Annotated in this window: 18 protein-coding genes; 10 read left to right on the top strand and 8 right to left on the bottom strand. The window is 59.9% G+C overall.

The window, feature by feature from the left end:
* The first annotated feature begins 189 nt into the window (after positions 1–189).
* Positions 190–687 carry a xanthine phosphoribosyltransferase gene (gene gpt, locus PH552_RS11900; RefSeq protein WP_112340991.1) on the top strand — a complete coding sequence of 166 codons (498 nt, stop codon included), beginning with the start codon at positions 190–192 and terminating at the stop codon, positions 685–687.
* A 769-nt stretch (positions 688–1,456) separates the two neighbouring features.
* Entirely contained in the window at positions 1,457–5,263 is a 3,807-nt protein-coding gene (locus tag PH552_RS11895) for a vitamin B12-dependent ribonucleotide reductase (RefSeq protein ID WP_183763572.1), read from the top strand.
* A 281-nt stretch (positions 5,264–5,544) separates the two neighbouring features.
* Here PH552_RS11895 and PH552_RS11890 read toward each other — a convergent pair whose 3' ends face one another.
* Positions 5,545–6,579 (bottom strand): AraC family transcriptional regulator, encoded by a 1,035-nt coding sequence (locus tag PH552_RS11890; RefSeq protein WP_285165951.1) that lies wholly within the window; start codon positions 6,577–6,579, stop codon positions 5,545–5,547.
* Positions 6,580–6,644: 65 nt separating this feature from the next.
* Positions 6,645–7,475, bottom strand: a complete 831-nt coding sequence (locus PH552_RS11885; protein ID WP_183763579.1) for an oxidoreductase — start codon at positions 7,473–7,475, stop codon at positions 6,645–6,647.
* A 488-nt stretch (positions 7,476–7,963) separates the two neighbouring features.
* Between PH552_RS11885 and PH552_RS11880 the strand changes: the two genes are divergently transcribed.
* A complete protein-coding gene (locus PH552_RS11880) occupies positions 7,964–8,962 on the top strand; it encodes an acyltransferase family protein (RefSeq protein WP_246698562.1) in 999 nt (332 codons plus the stop codon).
* 34 nt (positions 8,963–8,996) lie between these two features.
* On the opposite strand, the gene PH552_RS11875 is transcribed toward PH552_RS11880, so the two are convergent.
* On the bottom strand, positions 8,997–10,112 hold the full coding sequence (locus PH552_RS11875; RefSeq protein ID WP_210278899.1) for an alpha/beta fold hydrolase: 1,116 nt from the start codon (positions 10,110–10,112) through the stop codon (positions 8,997–8,999).
* A gap of 294 nt (positions 10,113–10,406) precedes the next feature.
* On the bottom strand, positions 10,407–11,231 hold the full coding sequence (locus PH552_RS11870; protein ID WP_246698561.1) for a class I SAM-dependent methyltransferase: 825 nt from the start codon (positions 11,229–11,231) through the stop codon (positions 10,407–10,409).
* A 266-nt stretch (positions 11,232–11,497) separates the two neighbouring features.
* Between PH552_RS11870 and PH552_RS11865 the strand changes: the two genes are divergently transcribed.
* Positions 11,498–13,120 carry an ABC-F family ATP-binding cassette domain-containing protein gene (locus tag PH552_RS11865; protein ID WP_183763581.1) on the top strand — a complete coding sequence of 541 codons (1,623 nt, stop codon included), beginning with the start codon at positions 11,498–11,500 and terminating at the stop codon, positions 13,118–13,120.
* 18 nt (positions 13,121–13,138) lie between these two features.
* Here the strand turns inward: PH552_RS11865 and PH552_RS11860 are convergent, their stop codons facing one another.
* The 4 genes from PH552_RS11860 to PH552_RS11845 are packed head-to-tail and all read right to left on the bottom strand — an operon-like array spanning position 13,139 to position 17,328.
* Positions 13,139–14,152 carry an OmpA family protein gene (locus PH552_RS11860; RefSeq protein WP_183763583.1) on the bottom strand — a complete coding sequence of 338 codons (1,014 nt, stop codon included), beginning with the start codon at positions 14,150–14,152 and terminating at the stop codon, positions 13,139–13,141.
* Positions 14,146–15,084 (bottom strand): hypothetical protein, encoded by a 939-nt coding sequence (locus PH552_RS11855; protein ID WP_183763586.1) that lies wholly within the window; start codon positions 15,082–15,084, stop codon positions 14,146–14,148. The genes PH552_RS11860 and PH552_RS11855 overlap by 7 nt, the downstream gene beginning before the upstream one ends.
* Entirely contained in the window at positions 15,084–15,902 is an 819-nt protein-coding gene (locus PH552_RS11850) for a hypothetical protein (protein WP_112341020.1), read from the bottom strand. Before PH552_RS11850 ends, PH552_RS11855 begins: the two co-directional genes overlap by 1 nt.
* Positions 15,880–17,328: a hypothetical protein gene (locus tag PH552_RS11845; protein WP_183763589.1), complete on the bottom strand. Its 1,449-nt coding sequence runs from the start codon at positions 17,326–17,328 to the stop codon at positions 15,880–15,882. The genes PH552_RS11850 and PH552_RS11845 overlap by 23 nt, the downstream gene beginning before the upstream one ends.
* Positions 17,329–17,801: 473 nt before the next feature.
* Here PH552_RS11845 and PH552_RS11840 point away from each other — a divergent pair, with 473 nt between their 5' ends.
* The 6 genes from PH552_RS11840 (at position 17,802) to PH552_RS11815 (ending at position 21,248) form a co-directional block, all read left to right on the top strand.
* Positions 17,802–18,818 (top strand): ketopantoate reductase family protein, encoded by a 1,017-nt coding sequence (locus tag PH552_RS11840; protein ID WP_183763592.1) that lies wholly within the window; start codon positions 17,802–17,804, stop codon positions 18,816–18,818.
* Between the two features lie 180 nt (positions 18,819–18,998).
* Positions 18,999–19,226 carry a hypothetical protein gene (locus PH552_RS11835; protein WP_183768570.1) on the top strand — a complete coding sequence of 76 codons (228 nt, stop codon included), beginning with the start codon at positions 18,999–19,001 and terminating at the stop codon, positions 19,224–19,226.
* Between the two features lie 12 nt (positions 19,227–19,238).
* Complete coding sequence (gene dapA, locus PH552_RS11830; RefSeq protein ID WP_183763599.1) at positions 19,239–20,180, top strand: 4-hydroxy-tetrahydrodipicolinate synthase; 942 nt, start codon at positions 19,239–19,241, stop codon at positions 20,178–20,180.
* 144 nt (positions 20,181–20,324) lie between these two features.
* The gene (locus PH552_RS11825) at positions 20,325–20,519 is read left to right on the top strand and encodes a hypothetical protein (RefSeq protein ID WP_162736967.1); all 195 of its coding nucleotides are present in this window, start codon (positions 20,325–20,327) and stop codon (positions 20,517–20,519) included.
* 34 nt (positions 20,520–20,553) lie between these two features.
* Positions 20,554–20,823, top strand: a complete 270-nt coding sequence (locus tag PH552_RS11820; RefSeq protein WP_183763602.1) for a hypothetical protein — start codon at positions 20,554–20,556, stop codon at positions 20,821–20,823.
* 95 nt (positions 20,824–20,918) lie between these two features.
* Positions 20,919–21,248 carry a DUF1883 domain-containing protein gene (locus PH552_RS11815; protein ID WP_183763604.1) on the top strand — a complete coding sequence of 110 codons (330 nt, stop codon included), beginning with the start codon at positions 20,919–20,921 and terminating at the stop codon, positions 21,246–21,248.
* Positions 21,249–21,284 lie beyond the last annotated feature (36 nt).

The raw sequence follows: 21,284 nt of genomic DNA, 5'->3' as shown, positions 1-21,284 counted from the left end.
CCGTTCGCGTGGTCGACGGAGCATGGTCCCGAAAAAGCACATGGCTTTTTCCCGGATGAGATCCTGTTCAAGCAGATAGCAAGCGAATCGCGTTCCGGATTTGGTTCATGGTCCGCGCCCGCCGCGGGGTCTGCTCAGGGTCGCCGGCATTGCCGGCGCGTCATTATTCCATGCCCCGGAGCTTCTGCCATGTCCCTGCCCGATAAAGCCTTTCCCGTATCCTGGGATCAGTTCCACCGCGATGCGCGCGCCCTTGCCTGGCGGCTCGCCGGTCTCAACCGCGATTTCAAGGCAATCGTCTGCATCACCCGCGGCGGCCTCGTGCCGGCCGCCATCATCTCGCGCGAACTCAATATCCGCCTGATCGAGACGGTCTGCGTCGCCTCCTACCACGACTATTCCAGCCAGGGCGAAATGAACCTGCTGAAAGGCATCGCGCCGGAACTGACGGTCAATGGCGGCGAAGGCGTGCTCGTCATCGACGACCTGACCGATACCGGCAAGACGGCCGTCGAGGTTCGCAACCTGCTGCCGAAGGCACATTTCGCCTGCGTCTATGCCAAGCCGAAGGGCGTGCCGACCATCGACACCTTCATCACGGAAGTCAGCCAGGACACCTGGATCTACTTCCCCTGGGACATGGGCTTCACCTATCAGGAGCCGATCGCCAAGGGTCACCGCGGTTAAACCGCCATTTCGCGTTGCGAATCACTCGCTGATTCTGCTGCGCGTCGAAATCGAACCGGAAGACGGTAATAGAGGTGGGCGCTGCGGCGCCCACTAGATTTAGTAGGCGTCACAATAGCGAGAATGCGTGGGATTCAAGGGTTTCGGCCCGAATCGTGATGCGCCACAGCATGATTTCGCTGCCTTGCCAATGGTCTCGCGGTCACGGACACAAATTTGTCGTTTTCGACACCCGCAGTGATGAGGCTTGCGCCGTCATCGATCCCACAAAGGGCGAGCATCTCCCATCAAGCTCTTGATTCTTCTACTCTACTGACGTTTCCCCACTTTCCACAGGCGAGCCCACAAGATATTGTGGTTAGCAATCCATTACAAACCACCCCTTGACGGAATCGGGTCTTTCAAAGTTAATGGACGACGTTGCGGCGGCGACTGGACCAGGCGGGTTAGTGAGGGCTGGTTCTCAATTCGAAATCGGATCTTGATTCAAGGCGATTCACCTTTGCCGGTGGCCGCCGCGGGGGTTTTTGTGCCGATCTCGATGCCGTCGAAAAAATAGATGCGGGGACTGGCGGCAATAAGCTGTTAATACTATATTTAGTGTTTGCGGCCACCATCACCACAAGATACAGGAAACTCATCTCCGGGTGACACCTCCTGTCAGAAAGCGGATTGAAGACTGGCTGCGCGTTGAAATCGCGATGCCGGAATGAGAATTTTTGCGCCCTGCTTTCATGCGGGCGCACACCAACGAATGAGGATTGGGATTATGCGCATCGAACGTCGTTTTACGAAGGCCGGCCAGTCACCCTATGCGGATATCGAATTCCGCAAGGCGACCAGCGAGATCAAGAATCCGGACGGCTCGATCGTCTTCCGCCTCGAAAATATCGACGTGCCCGCGCAGTTCTCGCAGGTTGCCGCCGACATTCTCGCGCAGAAGTACTTCCGCAAGGCCGGCGTGCCCGCCAAGCTCAAAAAGGTCGAGGAGAACGACGTTCCTTCATTCCTGTGGCGTTCCGTGCCCGACGAAGCTGCCATGAAGGATCTGCCGAAGGAGCAGCAGAGCGGCTCCGAAACCGATGCGCGCCAGGTCTTCGATCGCCTTGCCGGCACCTGGACCTATTGGGGCTGGAAGGGCGGCTACTTCTCTTCCGAGGAAGATGCTTCAGCCTTCCGTGACGAGCTTGCCTATATGCTTGCCACCCAGCGCGTCGCTCCGAACTCGCCGCAGTGGTTCAACACCGGCATGCACTGGGCCTATGGAATCGATGGCCCCGGCCAGGGCCATTTCTATGTCGATCCCTTCACCGGCAAGCTCACCAAGTCCAAGTCGGCCTATGAGCATCCGCAGCCGCATGCCTGCTTCATCCAGTCGGTCGAGGACGATCTCGTCAACGAAGGCGGCATCATGGATCTGTGGGTTCGCGAAGCCCGCCTCTTCAAGTATGGCTCCGGCACCGGCTCGAACTTCTCGATGCTGCGCGCCGAGGGTGAAAAGCTTTCCGGCGGCGGCCGTTCATCGGGCCTGATGAGCTTCCTGAAGATCGGCGACCGCGCCGCCGGCGCCATCAAGTCGGGCGGCACGACGCGCCGCGCCGCCAAGATGGTCGTCGTCGACATCGACCATCCGGATATCGAGGAATACATCAACTGGAAGGTCAAGGAAGAGCAGAAGGTTGCCGCTCTCGTGACCGGCTCGAAGATCGTCGCCAAGCACCTGAAGGCGATCATGAAGGCGACGGTGAATTGCGAAGGCGACAATGACGATTGCTTCGATCCGGCCAAGAACCCTGCCCTGAAGCGCGAGATCCGCGCTGCCAAGAAGGACCAGGTTCCGGAAAACTACGTCCAGCGCGTCATCCAGTTCGCCCGCCAGGGCTACAAGGATCTCGAATTCAAGACCTACGACACGGACTGGGATTCGGAAGCCTATCTGACCGTATCCGGCCAGAACTCCAACAATTCCGTCTCCATCAAGGACGACTTCCTGCGCGCCGTCGAGAATGACGGCGAATGGCACCTGACCGCCCGCAAGGACGGCAAGATCATCAAGACGCTGAAGGCCCGCGACCTCTGGGAGTCCATTTCCTACGCCGCCTGGGCATCGGCCGATCCGGGCCTGCATTTCAACACGACGATGAACGACTGGCATACCAGCCCGGCTGCCGGCCCGATCCGCGCCTCCAATCCGTGCTCGGAATACATGTTCCTCGACGACACGGCCTGCAACCTTGCTTCGCTGAACCTGATGACCTTCAAGGATGCAGCGACGAAGCGCATCAACATTGCCGATTACGAGCATGCCGTCCGCCTCTGGACCGTCGTTCTCGAAGTCTCCGTGATGATGGCGCAGTTCCCCTCGCGCCGTATCGCCGAACTCTCCTACGAATACCGCACGCTCGGCCTCGGCTACGCCAATATCGGCGGCCTGCTGATGTCGTCGGGCATTCCCTATGACTCGGACGAAGCCCGCGCCATCGCCGGCTCGCTGACGGCGATCATGACCGGCATCGCCTATGCGACCTCGGCTGAAATGGCATCCGAACTCGGGACCTTCCCGATGTTCAAGCCGAACCGCGAGAACATGCTGCGCGTCATCCGCAACCATCGCCGCGCCGCCTATGGCGAGACCTCGGGCTATGAGAACCTGTCGGTCAATCCGGTGGCGCTGATCCATTCCGACAATCCGGACCAGGATCTCGTTGCCCATGCCAAGGCCGCCTGGGACAAGGCGCTGGAACTCGGCGAAAAGCACGGCTACCGCAACGCCCAGGCAACCGTGATCGCGCCGACCGGCACCATCGGCCTCGTCATGGATTGCGACACGACCGGTATCGAGCCGGACTTCGCTCTCGTAAAGTTCAAGAAGCTCGCCGGCGGCGGCTACTTCAAGATCATCAACCGTGCCGTTCCGGAAGCGCTGCGCGCTCTCGGCTACTCCGAAAGCCAGATCGCCGAGATCGAGGCCTATGCCGTCGGCCATGGCAACCTGAACCAGGCTCCCGCCATCAACCCCTCGACGCTGAAAGCCAAGGGCTTTACGGCTGAGAAGATCGATGCCGTCAACGCCGCTCTGAAGAGCGCATTCGACATCAAGTTCGTCTTCAACCAGTGGACGCTCGGCGCCGACTTCCTGAAGGGCACGCTGAAGGTTTCCGACGAGCAGATGGCCGATATGAGCTTCAACCTGCTCGACCATCTCGGCTTCTCCAAGAAGGACATCGAGGCCGCCAACATCCATGTCTGCGGTGCCATGACGCTGGAAGGCGCGCCGTTCCTGAAGAACGAGCACCTCGCCGTCTTCGATTGCGCCAATCCCTGCGGCAAGATCGGCAAGCGCTACCTCTCGGTCGAAAGCCACATCCGCATGATGGCGGCCGCTCAGCCCTTCATCTCGGGTGCGATCTCCAAGACGATCAACATGCCGAACGAGGCGACCGTCGAGGATTGCAAGAACGCCTACATGCTGTCCTGGAAGCTCGGCCTCAAGGCCAACGCTCTTTACCGCGACGGCTCCAAGCTCAGCCAGCCGCTGAACGCTTCGCTGATCGAGGATGACAGCGACGAGGATGCGCTGGAGGAATTCCTGCAGGCGCCGGCCGCCGCGCAGGCCGTCACCATCACGGAAAAGATCGTCGAGCGCGTGATCGAGAAGGTCGTGCGCACGCAGGAAAAGCTTCCCGGTCGCCGCAAGGGCTACACCCAGAAGGCCAAGATCGGCGGACACACGATCTTCCTGCGCACCGGCGAATATGACGATGGCCGTCTCGGCGAAATCTTCCTTGACATGAACAAGGAAGGCTCGGCTCTGCGCGCCTTCATCAACAACTTCGCGATCTCCGTCTCGCTCGGCCTGCAGTATGGCGTGCCGCTCGAGGAATATGTCGACGCCTTCACCTTCACCAAGTTCGAGCCGGCCGGCATCGTCACCGGCAACGACGCCATCAAGAACGCCACATCGATCCTCGACTACGTGTTCCGCGAGCTGGCGATCTCCTATCTCGGCCGTCACGATCTTGCCCATGTCGACACCTCGGACTTCAACAACACGGCGCTCGGCCGCGGTGTTTCCGAAGGCAAGGCCGATGTCGTCTCCAAGGGCCTGACCCGCGGTTACAAGCCGACACTGGTTCCGACCAGCGGCGAACGTCCGGCAGCCGAAGCCAAGGGTTCGGCATCTGGCGCCCCGGTCCGCGGAGCCTCGCTTTCGACCGTGACCGCCTTTGCCGGCAACACGGCGCGCAAGCTGGAGCCGGCGAGCGCGGTCTCGACCTCCGAAGTCGTCGCCTTCAAGCGCGACTATGAGGAGCGCGCGAAGGAATTGGCCGAAGAGATTGCAGAGGAACTGGCGAACGAAACCGCTGAAACCACCGGCCTCTTCACCGACAAGGCCGCAAGCGACGCGGCAACGGCCAAGACCGAAGCCAAGAAGCTCGAATCCGAACGCCGCGCCCGCTCCATCATGCAGGGCTACACCGGTAACATGTGCACGGAGTGCCAGAACTTCACGATGGTCCGGAATGGAACTTGCGAGAAGTGCGACACGTGTGGAGCTACGAGTGGCTGCAGCTGAGCATCTGATCGCACACGGAACGCGCCATTAGGTTGTCATTGGCCATTCTGATGTCATTAACGTGACCTTTTGGGCGGACAACCAGGCATCCTTTCCGGGCACTTCGGTGCCCGGAAGTACTTCGCGGAACAAGACAAGAATCAACTATGATAGAAATCGAACGTCGGGTGACAGGCGCCATACGCCAACTTGCGTTACCCGAAGATACTGGCGCGCCCCAATTACGCACCGAGTGCGATTCATGAGCCGATCCCTTGGTATTCGGTCTTCAGGAATCTGCATCAATGCAGCGAATTGAATTGCGAGGCATCCCGTTCGTTCAGCTCGCGCCATTGCAGAGGCGTCAGCCCCTCCCAGTCACGAAAGGCGCGATAGAAGGAACTGCGATCCTGATAGCCTAGAAGACATGCGACCTCGTCGATGTCGGTGGATGGGTTGGACAGGAGTTGCCGTCCGAGTTCCTGGCGCGCTTCCGACAGAAGCTCGCGAAAGGTGTTGCCCTCATCGGTGATGCGCCGTTGCAGCGTTCTCTCGCTCATGTTGAGATCCTGCGCTATCTGCGACAACTCCGGACGTCCGCTTGCAAGCGATCGCTTCAGGACAACTTTCACCTGGTCGCCAATGGAACTGCGGGCCTGCAGTTCACCCATGGCGGCAGCAAGCGCCGGCGTGAGGATTTCCAGGAGCTCCGGATTGTGGCCCGGAAACGGCCGGTCAAGATCGGCCGATTTCAGGACGAGCCTGTTCTGCGGAGCACCATACTTCACAGGACACCCGAAAAAGAACTGATACAGATCGCTCTTTGGCCCGGAGCGCATGAACTCGACCCGAATCGGCGTCAGAGCTTGGCCGGTTCCGCGGCGACCAAGCTCGATCAGGAAGGCGAAGGCAACGTCCGTGGCGATCCTGGGCTCAGGCTCGGTCGCGTAAATCCAGTTGCTTGTGATCGAGACTTCGCCTTTATCCTCATGGAGACTCAGTTGCTCGGGCGTGCAGAGCCGCTTAAAGCGCGCGACCCGGTAAAGTGCATCGCGATAATCCCTGGCGTGAAAGGCGGCCAAGGTCGATGGTGGATGAACCGCCGTATCCGCCTCGCGGACAAGCCGAAGTCCGAGCGCAGGCTCCGGCATCAACTCTTCGAGCGCCCTGAAGATCGCAAAATACTGCGAGGTCGTCACCATGCCATTCTCGCCCAGATACAACGTGGCGGGCAAACCGGCCTGACGCAGAACCGCAGACGGTGGCAAGCCGATCCGCTCGACCGCACGCCAGAAGGCCTGCGGCACCTTGCATTTATCTGCTGGCATCACACTCATCTCAGTCGACCCTCTAAGCCCGATCTCGCAGAAGTGCGCTCGTCTGTCATCCGCCTCGGGAAATGTTAGCGCATCTGGCTCATGATGATGCGATCAAACATCCGATCACCGAGCCATTTGCGGATCGCAATCATCGGCTTGGCATATTTGCCGGCGACATAGCGCGTCCGCGGCCTTCTCGCATGCACGGCAGCCGAGACGACATCCGCGATCACTTTCGAATCCGTGCCGCGCCCATGGCCATAGGTCGCCCTCGTGGTCTTGGCGACGGCTTGCGAGACCTTGGCATAGGGACCTGCCCCGGAGCGCTTCACAAGGCCGTCGGCGACCACATCGCCAAATCCTGTCTCGATCAGGCCTGGTTCGATGACAACGACATCGATGCCGAACGGGGCCAGTTCCAGCCGCAGGCTATCCGACCAGCCCTCGAGCGCATGCTTTGTGGCATGGTACCACGCACCGAGCAACGTATAGATCTTGCCGCCCATCGAGGTGATGTTGACGATGGTGCCGGAGCCCCTCTGGCGCATCGCGGGCAAGAGAAGCTGGGTCAAGCGCGCCGGGCCGAAGACATTGACTTCGAACTGATATCTCGCCTCGTCCATGGCGATGTCTTCGACTGGTCCATACAGTCCGAAGCCTGCATTGTTGACAAGGACATCGACGCCGCCGCTTTCTGCGAGAATGATCCCAACGGCCGCCTTGATCTCGTCGTCGTCCGACACGTCCATCTGCAGGGCACGTGCACCAAGGCGTTCGAGATCCAGCATCTTGTCGATGCTGCGCGCCGCCACATAGACCCTGAAGCCATCGCTGATGAGGCGCTTGGCGATTTCCTTGCCCATGCCGGAGGATGCGCCGGTCACCAGCGCTGTTTTCTTGCGTGTATTGCTCATATCTGCCTCTCTGTTCGCAAGATCACAAATAGAAGCTCGCTGGCGGCAGATCATTGGCGGAACATGCCATCACTGTTGCGGATTACGCCAATCGTCAAATGGACGCAAAAGGAACAAGCAGCCGCCGTTCCAAGCTCATCACTGAAAGCCCAAGCGGGCCAACCCTATTGCGGCCGAAACATGTAATTCAGTGATCGGGCTGCCTGAATGGGTGGACAAAGGCCGACGGAATCGTCAACCGATAGGCCAACCACATGAAGGCCTCCGAATTCATCGCAGTAGGCCCTCCGCATCCCAAATGCCCGATTTCGGTCACGAAACCGGCGGGAAATCATCCATTTTCATTGGAAGTGTTGCTGCCAGCAACATTCGGTCCGCCGGCCCTCCAAATCATTCTGCGTGAGTGTCCGGCCTTTCGACTCATTCCCTATCGCTCCATCGGTCCGCAAGGTCCCGGCGATGGCATTTCAGTCGCGCGAGGCACCGCTTTGAAAACCGGCAGCGATATCACGAGCATTCAATATCTGCGGGCCATCGCCGCAATTTCCGTTCTTTGCTTCCATGTCTGCGAAACATACGGCCTGGACTTCAAGAGTGGTGCGGCGGGTGTCGACATATTCTTCGTCATCAGCGGCTTCATCATGTGGGTCACGACCGACGGACGATCGCTCGGTCCGCAGGAATTCATGTGGCGCCGGCTCATCAGGATCGTGCCGCTCTACTGGATTGCGACGGCGGCAACCTTCATCGTCGCCGTGCTGAAGCCGCAATTCTTCTTCGACGCGAATTCAAGCATGGAGAACTTGATCGGCTCGCTGTTCTTCGTGCCCCTCATGAAGGACGAAGCGCTGCACCCGGTTGTCGAGCAGGGATGGACCTTGTCCTACGAGATGTTCTTCTATCTCATCTTTTCGATTTCACTGCTTCTGCCGGAATTCAGGCGGCTATGGCTCCTGATGGCAGCCTTCGTGACCATCGTGATTGCGCACTACCTGCTGCCTCTCGGCTACTTCAGTGTTTTCACACAACCGGTCATTCTGGAATTTGCTGCCGGCATCATCATCGGGCACCTGTGGAAACAGGGCTTTCGGCTGCCTTTTTCCGCCGCTATCGGCTTGATGATCGTCGCAGTCGCGTTGCTTGTGGCGAGTGACCCGCTGATCCACTTGGAACGGGCTATCCGCTGGGGCATACCGGCAGTGTTGCTGTTGTCAGGCGCTGTTTTCGCGGAACGGGAACGAGGCGTGCCGCGGCTGGCATTCCTACATTTCCTGGGAGATGCGTCCTATTCCATTTACGTTTGGCATGTGCTGATGGGTGTCCTGGCAACGGCGCTGCTGTTGCGTATCGGGGTGCCTCACGGCACGCAGCCCGTGTTCATTGCATTGGGTTCGCTCGCCTTCACGATCGTTTGCTACCTGTTCATAGAACGGCCGATCCTCCGGAAAACGCGATCCGCACGTCCGCGGCCGGCATATCGGGGCTGACGCATAAGGGACGAGGTCGCTCGCTCGAAGAATGCTACCGCTGCGTTCCTGGCGCTTTAGACGTTCCCGCGACGACCGGGCAGGATTGTGGAATTGGTCGATCGAACAAGACAGAAATACTGCAATCGGATGTGAACATCGCCTCGTCGTCATGCCCCACGCCGGGCACCTCGACGACCTTCTGATCGAGTTCGGACGGATGCCGCTTTTTCATATAGTCGAAGTAGGTCAGCCCGCGTGCGAGCCGGTATGGTCCTTGCGCCATTGCCCCGCAGGAGCGATCGATGAAATGGGTGTAGGGGTTCGTGTCCGTCTCCCCCAGCAAGTAAACGACATTACGCGCGGCATATCTCGTTTCGAGCAGCTTAGGGTCCTGCGAGGACACATATGGCGGCGCGCCGGCAAGCCCGTAACGCCATTGCGTTGCCTTCGGGCATGAGGCCAATGCCGCCTGCTGATCCGGCAACGCCGGTCGCTCATTGTCGAAATAGAGGTAACTCGACGGATTGGCGACGAGGTAGCGGACGGAGATGCCGGCACTCGCCAGGCTTTCCGCTTCGCGCCCGACCACCGCATAGCGCTGGACCAATTGCGCTCCCGCCGAGTGCCCCATCACGACGATAGTCTTCAGCGATGGATACAGGCGACGATCACTGAAATGCCCAAGCAAGGCATCGAGCGTGGCGAAGGAACTGATCGGCGCCGGCTGGCGCGCGGCTTCTCCGCCCTTCCACCCGTTTTGCGTCCAGGCCAGGGTCTGCGCGGACAGCGAGAATGCCTTGACATCCGGCCTGATCAGGAACTGCGGCGCGACAACCATCGTCCCCTTCGCCACATCGCCCGCCTTCGCCAGCAGCTTCTCCCCGGTCGCATAATAGGCATCGGCGTTTCTAAGCGTACCGTGGATCACGACCAGCACCGTCGTCACCTCGGGTGCAGCCGTGTCGATCGCATGATCGGCGTAGACGGGCAGCTCCCCCTTCCCGTCCGGCGTGTCGATGAACACGCGCTGGTCCGCGATCTGCTTGACCGGCTGATGGAGCTTTGCATGGCGGGAGATTGCGTTTGCAGACCACGCTTCGGATGATCCGGTGGTGGCGATCAGCATCACACTAAGCAATAGAATTGCGATATCTCGTGAGATACTCATAGGCAAGCTTTGCTGAAAGCGGACGGAAAACGCGGGCATGGCTGAATTCCTCGTTTCTGTTTGAGGAGCCAGCAATTCGCCAGATATAATCAAGCGCCAGCTGATCTTTCACGGTCCCGTCTGAATAAACGTCACAACAGACTGGAATCCGTCGCATCGCTGAGAAATTTCATATCCATTGCGTTGAGCCAGCTGTAGGAACATGCCGCCGGCAGCGACGATTTTTCATTGCACAGGAACCTTCCCGGTATTGCCATCGGGCGTCGGCACTCCCCGCTTCGACGACACGTCAACCTATGCGAACGAAAGAACGCTGTGATCGCCGACCGTCGCGTAACGCCAGTGTCCAGAGTGAATCTCATTCGGCAAAGTCCGATCCAAGAAGCTGCGCAATCTTGTCAGTGTCTCCGGCTGTTCGGAAAAAGTGGTCAGAAAAAGCTTGTTCTGAAAGATCAGAAACGGCGCCAGCCGCCGATTGGCAATCTGCATATATCGATAGAATCCCTCAGTCACTGTCGGCCAATGCACACCGAGAAAATCGTCGAGCAATATGATGCCGCCGGGAACGAGCAGCTCCTGGGCGATCTCCATGTCATTCATGACGTGTGCGACTGTATGGCCTCCATCGACGGACATCAGGCGCACCCCGGTCACACCCAGTCGCTCACGCGCGGTCGCCGGTGTCAACGACATGCTGTCGGCCGAGATCGCCGTTACACGGGAGATATAGTCGGGAAAAAGCTCCTGCAGGTGCTGATTGAATATGGCCAGCGATCCCTTACCGCTGTGATCGAGATTCTTCTGCTGATCCTCGAACAGATCAACCGCAATACAGCGTTCGTTGTCCCGTGATGCGGCAGAGAGCAGGAAGAACAGTTTGCCGTGATGGACGCCAATCTCCAGGATGTCGCCTTCTATCTTGCGTGTATCGTGCAGCTCGCGAACAAATTTCAGGATGTGCGGGATTCTGTCACCAACCCATCCCTGAACTTCACTCCATGAGCGCCTTAGAGCCGCATCCAGGACATCGACCTCGCTTGCTTCCGCAACCATTTGCATATGTGCCCCCTTATCGCACCCGAACTGCAGACCAACTGGTGCCTCGATAAAGGCGCCCATCGTTCGGTTTCCCCGCATCCCGCCTCCAACCAGACACGACACCGGCGGGCACAATATCCGCGTGGCTCAATGGGGACGCCAGCCTGAAACCGCCCGATCTGTACGAATTGGGGCGCTCGCAACATATCTTCGAAAGAAGTGCGGCTGCTCTGAATCCATCGGTCCGGCAGCAAAACCATGGAGCTTGCGCCAAGTGCCAAAAGCTGCGAGAGAGCGCACGACCCTTGGCATAAGGCGCCAAGACTTTCTTCGGGCCTCGCGTAATCATGATTCGTATCGAGAATATCAGCAAGCAGAACAGTCATCGCATCCTCTTCATCGAGGCGTCCGCTGCGCTCAACAGGGGCGAGAGCGTCGGTCTTGTGGGGCCGAACGGCGCCGGCAAGACGACGCTTTTCCGGATGATCACGGGGCAGGAGCAACCCGATGAGGGGCAGGTTTCGGTCGATAAGGGCGTTACCATCGGCTACTTCAATCAGGATGTCGGCGAGATGGAGGGGCGCAGTGCCGTGGCGGAAGTCATGGAAGGCGCCGGGCCGGTCAGCGCGGTTGCCGCCGAGCTTCGCGAGCTGGAAGCCGCGATGAGCGATCCGGACCAGGCGGACAGGATGGATGAGATCATCGAGCGCTATGGCGAGGTGCAGGCGCGCTATGAAGAGCTCGATGGCTACGCTCTTGAGGGCCGCGCCCGCGAGGTGCTTGATGGCCTGAGCTTCAGCCAGGAGATGATGGACGGCGATGTCGGCGCGCTGTCTGGCGGCTGGAAGATGCGCGTGGCGCTCGCCCGCATCCTCTTGATGCGCCCCGACGTCATGCTGCTCGACGAGCCGAGCAACCATCTCGATCTCGAAAGCCTGATCTGGCTCGAATCCTTCCTTAAGGGCTATGAGGGCGCACTCCTGATGACCTCGCACGACCGCGAGTTCATGAACCGCATCGTCAGCAAGATCATCGAAATCGATGCCGGCAACCTGACCAGCTATTCGGGCGACTACGAGTTCTACGAGCAGCAGCGTGCCCAGAACGAGAAACAGCAGCAGGCGCAGTTCGAGCGCCAGCAGGCGATGCTTGCCAAGGAAATCAAGTTTATCGAGCGCTTCAAGGCACGCGCTTCGCATGCTTCGCAGGTGCAGAGCCGCGTGAAGAAGCTGGAAAAGATCGATCGTGTCGAGCCGCCGAAGCGCCGCCAGACCGTCGCCTTCGAATTCCAGCCGGCGCCGCGCTCGGGCGAAGACGTGGCCGTATTGAAGAACGTCCACAAGAAGTATGGCAGCCGCACCATCTATGAAGGGCTGGATTTCATGGTGCGGCGCCGCGAGCGCTGGTGCATCATGGGCATCAATGGCGCCGGTAAATCCACACTCCTGAAGCTGGTTGCCGGCTCGGCGCAGCCTGATGAAGGCAGCGTTGCACTCGGCGCCAGTGTGAAAATGGGATATTTTGCCCAGCACGCCATGGATCTGCTCGATGGAGAGCGCACCGTATTCCAGCAGCTCGAACATGATTTTCCGCAGGCCGGTCAGGGCTCGCTACGCGCGCTCGCCGGCTGCTTCGGCTTTTCCGGCGACGACGTGGAAAAGAAATGCCGCGTGCTGTCGGGCGGCGAGAAGGCTCGGCTCGTCATGGCGATCATGCTCTTCGATCCGCCGAACCTGCTGGTGCTGGACGAGCCGACCAACCATCTCGATCTCGACACCAAGGAAATGCTGATCGAGGCGCTGTCGCAATATGAGGGCACGATGCTGTTCGTCTCGCACGACCGGCATTTCCTGGCCGCACTTTCCAACCGCGTGCTGGAACTGACGCCGGAAGGCATCCACCAATATACCGGCGGCTACACGGAATATGTGGAGCGCACCGGGTATGAAGCGCCGGGATTGCGGAGCTGATGGTCATGCCGCTCCGCATTATTGCGTGTCGGTGGAGGGTGCAGCACCGGCATTGATCACGGCAACGGGCGCCGCCCTGCCCCGCACGCGGATTTCGATGCGGCGGCGCGTTTCGACGGCGCCACGCTGGCCCGAGGTGACGGTGTCGCCGGGCAGGATCAGCTGTGCGGCAGACATCGGCAGGATGGTGGCATCTTTCAGCTTGGGATTGGCCTTAAGCACATTGGCGACGGCAATGGCGCGGGCAAGGCCAAGCCCGGCATTGTCGGCGGGTAGCAATGCCGATACCGGCAGCTTGCCGTCCATCGCGCCGATGATCGTATCATCGAGATTGGATTTTTCCCGCGCCAATGGCTGTTCGTCCGTATGGCCGATGACCTCGACGATATTGGCGCCGTAGAGGCTCAGATTGCTGGCGATTTCGTCCGTGATCGTCGTGCTGAGCAGCTGTGAAAAGGTGCCCGTAAGCTCGGCGCTTCCCGACTGGAAATAGTTCTTCTTGGCGTCGTCAAGATTGATGATAGGCGGCCAGTCGTGCATGCCCTTCCCGCCTCCGTTTCCAGCCAGAAGCCTGTTGATCTCATCGGGCGCCGCCTTTAGCGAGACGTCATGTTCTTTCAGAACGGCGGCTACCTTGGAAAGCGATTGCAGATCAGCCGTCGTCGCGCCCTGATCCGCCATGCTGTCGAGTGCCTCTTTCGCCAGCACCAGCTCTCGCCATTGCTTGTCCACCACGGCCTTGTCGGCAGCGGAGAGATCGCCGGAGACGACCTTGGACTGGAGAAGCACGATCTCGGCCGCCTGCTCGGCGCGCTTCTTCTCCAGCAAGGCCACCTGCTGTTCAGCCTTTTCAAGCTTGCGCTCGACCTCATAGCGCTTGTTTCTCTCCGACGAAATCAAGGCGGCGGCCACGAGCAACAGGCAGAAAACCAGAAGCAGCATGGATTCGGCCATCGTCAGGCCAAGGATCAGGCCACGATTATAGCCCTTGTGCTCCAGTTTCGGCGTGCTGTCCGGGCCTCCTGCTACCATAGATGCCACCAGCGTTTTCGCGGCACGGCCTCGGGCTCCGCAGCGATGTCGCCATCGGCCATTGGTTTCGGCAGTGGTGCCTGCCCCATCGCTTCGGCCACGCGACCGAGCGCGAGCTCGATATTGCGCAGCGGCTGCAACTGCGCCTCCGACATCTCCTTGATGGCGGCAATCGCCGGCGCCAACTCGGCGCGCACGACATCCTCCGGCGCGCGGATCTCATCCAGCTTCTTGCCGACATTTTCGACGGCGGTGCCGAAGGTCCCGATGATCTCGGACAGCTGCGAGGTCGTCGCCGTCAGCTGTGCGGCCGCGTCGTTGATTGGCGTCACCGCCTGCTTTGCCAGCATTTCCAAGATCTTGTTGATCTCCTGACCGTTGCGTTCGGCCTGCCGTGCGATCTCCTCGAACCCTTCCGACAGCATCTGGTTGCTGACGCGCCGGTAGTGTGAGAATTCGCGCGAGGAGGAGTCGAGTTCAGTGCGCACGCGCCGCGTCATCTCGGCAAGCTCGTGGCGGACGCTGCGCTCGATATCGATCGGGTCGCGCCGCATCTGGTTGAAGAGGATGCGCAGCGTCACGCCGGCAATGGTCGAGGTGACGGCGATGCCGAAGTTGCGGACGATGGTCTCGATCGATGTTTCACCGGCGAAGAGATAGAGCGATACGCCGAGGCTCGATAGCGTGAAGAGAAAACCCATGTAATAGAGGTTGTCGCCCGCCTGCTCGTTGTGCAGCCGGAATCCGGCAACGGCCAGCGATACGATGAAGTAGATCCCCATCAACACCAGCGGCACACCCGTCACGATGGGCAGTGACCAGCCCATGAGCTTCGACGACCAGATGAAGATCATGCCGCCGATGGTGATGGAGGCGAACAGCACCATCGGCCCATAATCCCGGATGAGATATCTGGCGTCGGTATTGGCCATCAGCGTATCCCCTCCAACCGCACGAAGCCGCCGAAATCACCGTTGCTGTTCTTGATCCATTGCGCCCAGAAATTCGCAAGATCCTCCATGCTGAACTTCATGTTGGGCCTTTGAAAGGCAAGGATCTTGACCGTGGCGCCATTCAATGAGGTGCGAAACTGGTCGTTTGCTGGGCTGTGCTGGTATTTCTGGTAGGAGACGCCGTCCCGGTAGTTCGAGAAGGCGGCCGTGTGCTCGATCATGTCGGAAGCGATGTAGAGGCGCTTCGGCAAGCCGACCGGTGCATTGGCAAAGACCTCGAGATTGATCTTCTGGATGGCGGCCATGATCGGCGACAGCCTGCCGGACTCGCCCGCGGTCAGCTTGCCGGCGATATCGGCGAGCGGCTTCTGAAAACCCTTTTCCCATCGCGCCTGCGCCAGGCGCGGGTTGCTGGTCCATTCGTCGACGCTCGCGCCGCTTCCGGGGTTGCAGCCGTGGAAGGTCTGAATCAGTTCACCCTCCTTCTCGGTGAGCGCATAGATATCGATCGCGCCGCCGATCGGCACATCCGCAACGATCTTCTGGAACTGGTTGCGCAGATCGAGCGCCGTCGTGTCCGATATCGGATCGGTGACATCGAGCAGAATGGCGGTTTCCGCCTTCGGGCCGTCCACAGGGCAGAGCGACGCCTGGTCGATGGCGACATTGCCGCTCGCCTTGTAGCGCAGCCAGCCATAGGCCCCGACGATCCCGAGGGACAGGACGGCGAGACAAACCGTTGCGATGATGAGACCGGCGGATCCGCCGCGCCGGCTACGCCGCTTGCGTCGAGCCAAGGATGCTCTCCGGGAATAGATTATCGAGTTGGTGGTATTTTTCGATGGCGCGCTCGAATTCATCGCCGATCCGCTTGATCTGCTCCGAAAGCTCCGTCTGCGCACCCTGGATGCGCGAGCCCAGCACCTTGTCGTCCCATTCCTCTTCGCTGCGGATGACAGGTGTCAGGCGCTCCATCTTGTAGGCGGCATTGAAGTAGGATGGCTCCGGCTCGGTGCGCCCGGCCCGGTTGGCGTCGCGGTAGGAGGTGAGCAGCACATTGGCGGCCCGCTCGAGATGGTTCTGGTGTTCGGCAAAAAGGCCCGCGGTCCTCGCACGATGCGCGATGATGGCAGCCGTTTCCTGCCGGCGCAGCGAGAGGTCGCGGATGATCTCCTCGATCTTGCCGTTGTGCTCGTCGCGGATCTCGCGGAGATCCTCGATCAGATCGAGCTTGCGGTCGATATAATTGTCCCTCGCCGCATCGAGCCGCTTCTGGACGCCGGCGAAGCCCGGATAGGGGTCGGTCAGATAGCAGCCGTCGATGAAGGCGACGAGCGAGAACATCAGGCCGATGGCAAAGAGCATCCAGGAGTTCAGCTCCTGCAGTCCGAGAGGCGCCGTCTTCAGGCGCTGAATCACCTCGGCACCGGCTCCGCTCAGGATCGTCGCTGAGACCTCGCGATAATGTGCCAGCGCGATGTTGATCCCCAGGGCGACGGCGACATAGGCGACGAGACCGAGCAGGCCAAGCAGCTTCAGCGCAAGGGATCGATGCACGAGGAAGCGGACGCAGAAGAAGGAAAACATCAACGCTGTGCCGATGTTCAGGATAGCGAAGGCAGCCGCCTCCGTCACACCGCCAACGATGCCCTGTTCGCTTCCCTTGGCCAGAAAGCTACCGTTCATCACCATTTCGATGAGCACGAGGAAGACGATCAGCGAGACCTTGAAGCCCCATGCCGCACGGCTGGAAACCTTCGCGGCGCGCTGCAGCTTATGCCTGGCCTTGAAGCCCACCATTTCATCCTCGGCCGTCTTCAGTTTGCGGCGCAGGCCGTGAAGCTCGTCGACGCCGCTTGCCACCTCCGCCTTGAAATCGGAGACACTGGAAGCGTTTGCCTGGCGGATCAGCCCGAATTGTCCTTCGAAATCGAGGTTGCGCAAGCGGCTGTCGAAGGTCTGGAACTGGTCTTCGAGGATCTGGTAGGAACTCTTCTTCTCCGCTTCGACCCAGGCGACGATGCGCTGCTCCGTCTCGTCAAGCGACTGGGCATCCGGCGGCGGCCGGTTCTGGCGCCCGGCGGCAGCGCCCTTCTCCTTCAGGTCGAGGGTCGCACTCAGCTTTTCGATATCCACGACGGGAAACACATCCGTCGAGGCACGGAAATCATGGCTGGTCTCCCGAACGCTGTCCCAGAGACGGTTGAGGGCTTCGAAACGCAACGATCTTCCCCGGCGAATTCATCAACTTAGAAAGGACAATTGAGAAATCGATATCGCACCGGTTGTCCTTGGTCCAGAGCGATCTAGCGGAGGTTAGGATGCGATTGTGGTAAAGACTAGCCCGAGCGCGTGATGATCGGAAAACACTCATGCTGATCGCGGCAATCATCCATTCGAACCAGGCTTCCAGAAGCCGGCGCGTTGCAGCCCTTCGCGATAGATATTGCGCTGCCATTGCTCCTTAAACGGCACGACGGAAATCCAGCGATCGATGCCGGCAGAAAAGCGGTTTCCTTTGCCGGATTGATTTCACTCACGCTCCGGCGAGCATGGTGAAATTTCCATAAGCGTGTAGTTTGGAGGAAGGTTCGGCGATTTTCAGTCTCAATTGCCTGAAGCCTCGAAGACCCTTCGCCAAATCGAAAGCGCGACATATCTTTTCCGAGCACGTGATCTCATTTGGAGCATCAAGCATGACATCCTCTCCCTTCAAGAACATCTGTGTCTACGGCGCCGGCGCGCTGGGTGGCACCATTGCCGCAAAGCTCGCTTCCTCTGCAGGAGCGCAGACGCAGGTCTCCGCCGTCGCACGCGGAGCTCATCTGGAGGCCATTCGCACTGGCGGCATACGCCTCTGGGAAGCCGGCGCGGATAGCCCTCTCGTGGCGCGGATGACGGCAACGGCCGATGCGGGCGAGCTGCCGCCGCAGGATCTCGTCATCACCGGGCTCAAGGGCCATCAGCTCGCTGCAGCTGTCCCCGGAATTGCAAAACTGCTGCATTCGGGCACTCGCGTCGTCATGATCCTCAACGGCGTGCCGTGGTGGTATTTTCACCGGGACAGGCAGAGCGGCCATGCGGAACACCAGATGGAGGAACTCGATCCGAACGGCGATCTCCGGCGCCTGATCGGGCCGGAGCGCGTGATCGGCTGCGTTGCCTATCAGGGAGCGGAAGTCGTCGTCCCCGGCGAGGTCAAGCTCGCCAACAACGGCCATTTCATCCTCGGCGAGCCCTCCGGCGAGACGACCGCAGACATCGAGGCCATCGCGGCACTGCTGCAGAGAGCGGGCGTCAACGTCTCCGTTTCCACACGCATCCGCGACGATATCTGGAGCAAGCTGATGGGCAACGCCGCCTTCAATCCGATCAGCGCGCTGACCAGGGGATTGATGTCCGACATCATGGATGATCCACCGCTGGCAGCCATGGTTGGCGAGGTAATGAGCGAAGTGAAGGCTGTCGCTGAGGCTTTGGGATGCCATATCGCCATGTCGATCGAAGAGCGCCTCGACCGCTCGCGTCAGATCGGCCCTGTGCGCACCTCGATGCTGCAGGATCTGCTTGCCGGCAAGGCGCTGGAAATCACGCCTCTCGTCGGTGTCGTCGTTTCGCTCGGCAAGCTCGCAAATGTGCCGACGCCGGTCTCGGCAACCATCCTGGCGCTGGTGACGCAGCTCGACCAGAAGAACCGGCAGGATTCTGCCTAGCAGGCAGTCGATTATCGCCAACGCCATCTTCCTTTCCGGCGGCGGGCCACGAGCCAGCTGCCGGGGGAAAATCCGGGCTGCCGGCCCTTTATATCTCACTTACTTCTTCGCCTTTCACCTCGAATGGATTTCCTATGGGGGCCGGCGTTACGCTTGCGGTGGAATATGGAGATAGATCCCATGCTCGACACGCACGCGCCCAGTCTTTCGGAATCCATCCGCGTCCTCGTTCATAACAGTGACGAGAAACATCACCGCGTTAAGGTATCGGCCTTGGGCGTAAAAGGCCGGCGCCAGCGCCCGCTTGACAATCATCAGATCCGCGAAAGGCGCACTTTTCAGGCCATGTTCGCCTTCGGTCTGCTTCTCGGCGGCCTGGAGCTTTTCATCGTACTGCATTACCTCTGAGACGCAGCCGACATGAGCAGTCCGACTTTTCAGAGACGCATCGGCGGTGCGATCACCGCGCTTGTTACCCCGTTTCACGATGACGCTTTCGATAGCGTCGCCCTGATGGCGCATGTGGAATGGCAGCTACTGAGCGGCATCGACGGGCTGCTGGTCTGTTCGTTGACCGGCGAAGGCCCGACACTGACAGAAGCCGAGCGCATCCGCGCCATTGAAATCTGCATCGAGCTTTCCGAAGACAAGGTGCCTGTCATTGTTGCAACGGGAACCAACGATACGGCGACGACCATCAAGGAAACCATGCAGGCGCAGCGACTTGGTGCCGATGCCGCCCTCGTGACGGTGCCCTACTATTCCAAGCCGACGCAGAAGGGTGTGCGTCACCATTTCGCGCAACTTGCAGCGCAGACCGAGCTGCCGATCATCGTCCATAATCAACCATCGCATACCGCGATCGACCTCGCGCCGGCAACGGTCGCGCAGCTCGCGGAGATTCCGGGAATCATCGGGATTGCCGACGGCAGTAGCGACATCTCACGCGTCGACCTCTGGCGACCCCTTCTGCCGGAGCGATTCGGCCTGTTTACCTCGAACGATGCCAGCGCACTCGGCTTCAAGGCCGCGGGCGGTCATGGCTGCTTTTCGGGAGCTGCCAATATCGTTCCGCGGCTCTTTCAATCGATGCAGCATTCGGCCGCCTGCGGCAACGTCAGCGCTGCCCTATCCATCGACGAGCGCCTGCAGCCGTTATTCAGCGCGCTGACCCGCGAAAGCGAACCGGCGACGGTCAAGCACGCCTTGTCACTGGCCAGGGATATCAACGCGGATGTCCGCCTGCCCCTGGTCGGCGTCACCAGCGAGACGGCTATGGCCATCCAGACAGCAATCACACCGTTTCAGCTCGACGGAAGCGGCCGGTTTGCCTCGCGCCATGCCTCTCGCCTGGGGTTGTGAGATCGCGCCATCCCTATGAGATTTTTATATTTTTGCCGTTTCAGGCAAATGGAAAACCTAGCAACTCCCTCATAGATTCAACAGCGTAGCACCGGAAATGATCTTATCGGAGCAGCGGTGCCGGTGACACTGAAAGGAACCACGATGTCACGCCATACGCATGCCGGCCTATCCGCCGACCCCCTCCAACGCCCTCGCATGGCCGCCCTCGCAAGAAGCGAGTGGCCCATCTCCTCGGACGCATTGCTGAACGGGCTTCGTTCCGTCGCTCCGCGCCTCGGGCTTGTCCTCCTGATTGCCGGCGCCCTGCAGATGGCGCTGCACCTGACCGGACACTGAGCGAAACCGAAGAGATTCAAGAGGAAACATAGACATGGCAAACGCACAGCATATTCAGCGCCGTTCGGCTCACAGCCCGATTTCGTCGGCTCCGGCCCGCTTCATCATCGGCCGCGACCGCCGCGGCAGCTGGATCGTTCAGGACCGGCAAGGCCTTGTCGGCGGCCTATTCCGCAACGAGGCAGCCGCCCTGCACTTCGCCGCCGAGGAATGCAACCACAATCCGGCCGATATCTGCCTGGCACCCGAAGGCGCTATACTCGATCTTAACGACTTCGCCCCAGCCTCGTCCAATCTGCACTGAACCTACCTCACGCAGGCTTCGCACTATCCCGCCCAACGCTTCCTTAACTCGCCTTCAGTTAAGCTCTCGGCCAGATATCCAACGAGCAGAAAGCCATGTCGAAGCCTGCCTTCCGCTACAGCCATTACGATCTCGGGGAACAGCGCTCCGGAGCGGTGATCGAAATCACCCTCTCGGCCATCGCCAATGTCAGGCTGATGAACGGCTCGAATTTCGAGCGCTTCACGGAGACGCTCAAGCACCAGTTTCTCGGCGGCGTCGCGAAGAAATCACCGATCCGGCTCACCATTCCGGAGCTCGGGCACTGGCATCTCGTCGTCGACATGGAAGGTCACAAGAGCCTGGCGGAATCGAGCGTGAAGATGGTCGATAGGATAACAATGCCGCGAATACAGAAAGCGCCGCAGGATGTCGCCGGCAGGTGATGTCGGCTAGAGTCTTTCCGCCTTTCTTCGAATTGC

The organism is Rhizobium aureum (assembly GCF_030182495.1).
Lineage (GTDB): Bacteria > Pseudomonadota > Alphaproteobacteria > Rhizobiales > Rhizobiaceae > Rhizobium > Rhizobium tropici_C.
The sequence above is the reverse complement of the archived record's forward strand: the minus strand, read 5'-3'. Positions and strand labels throughout refer to the sequence as shown.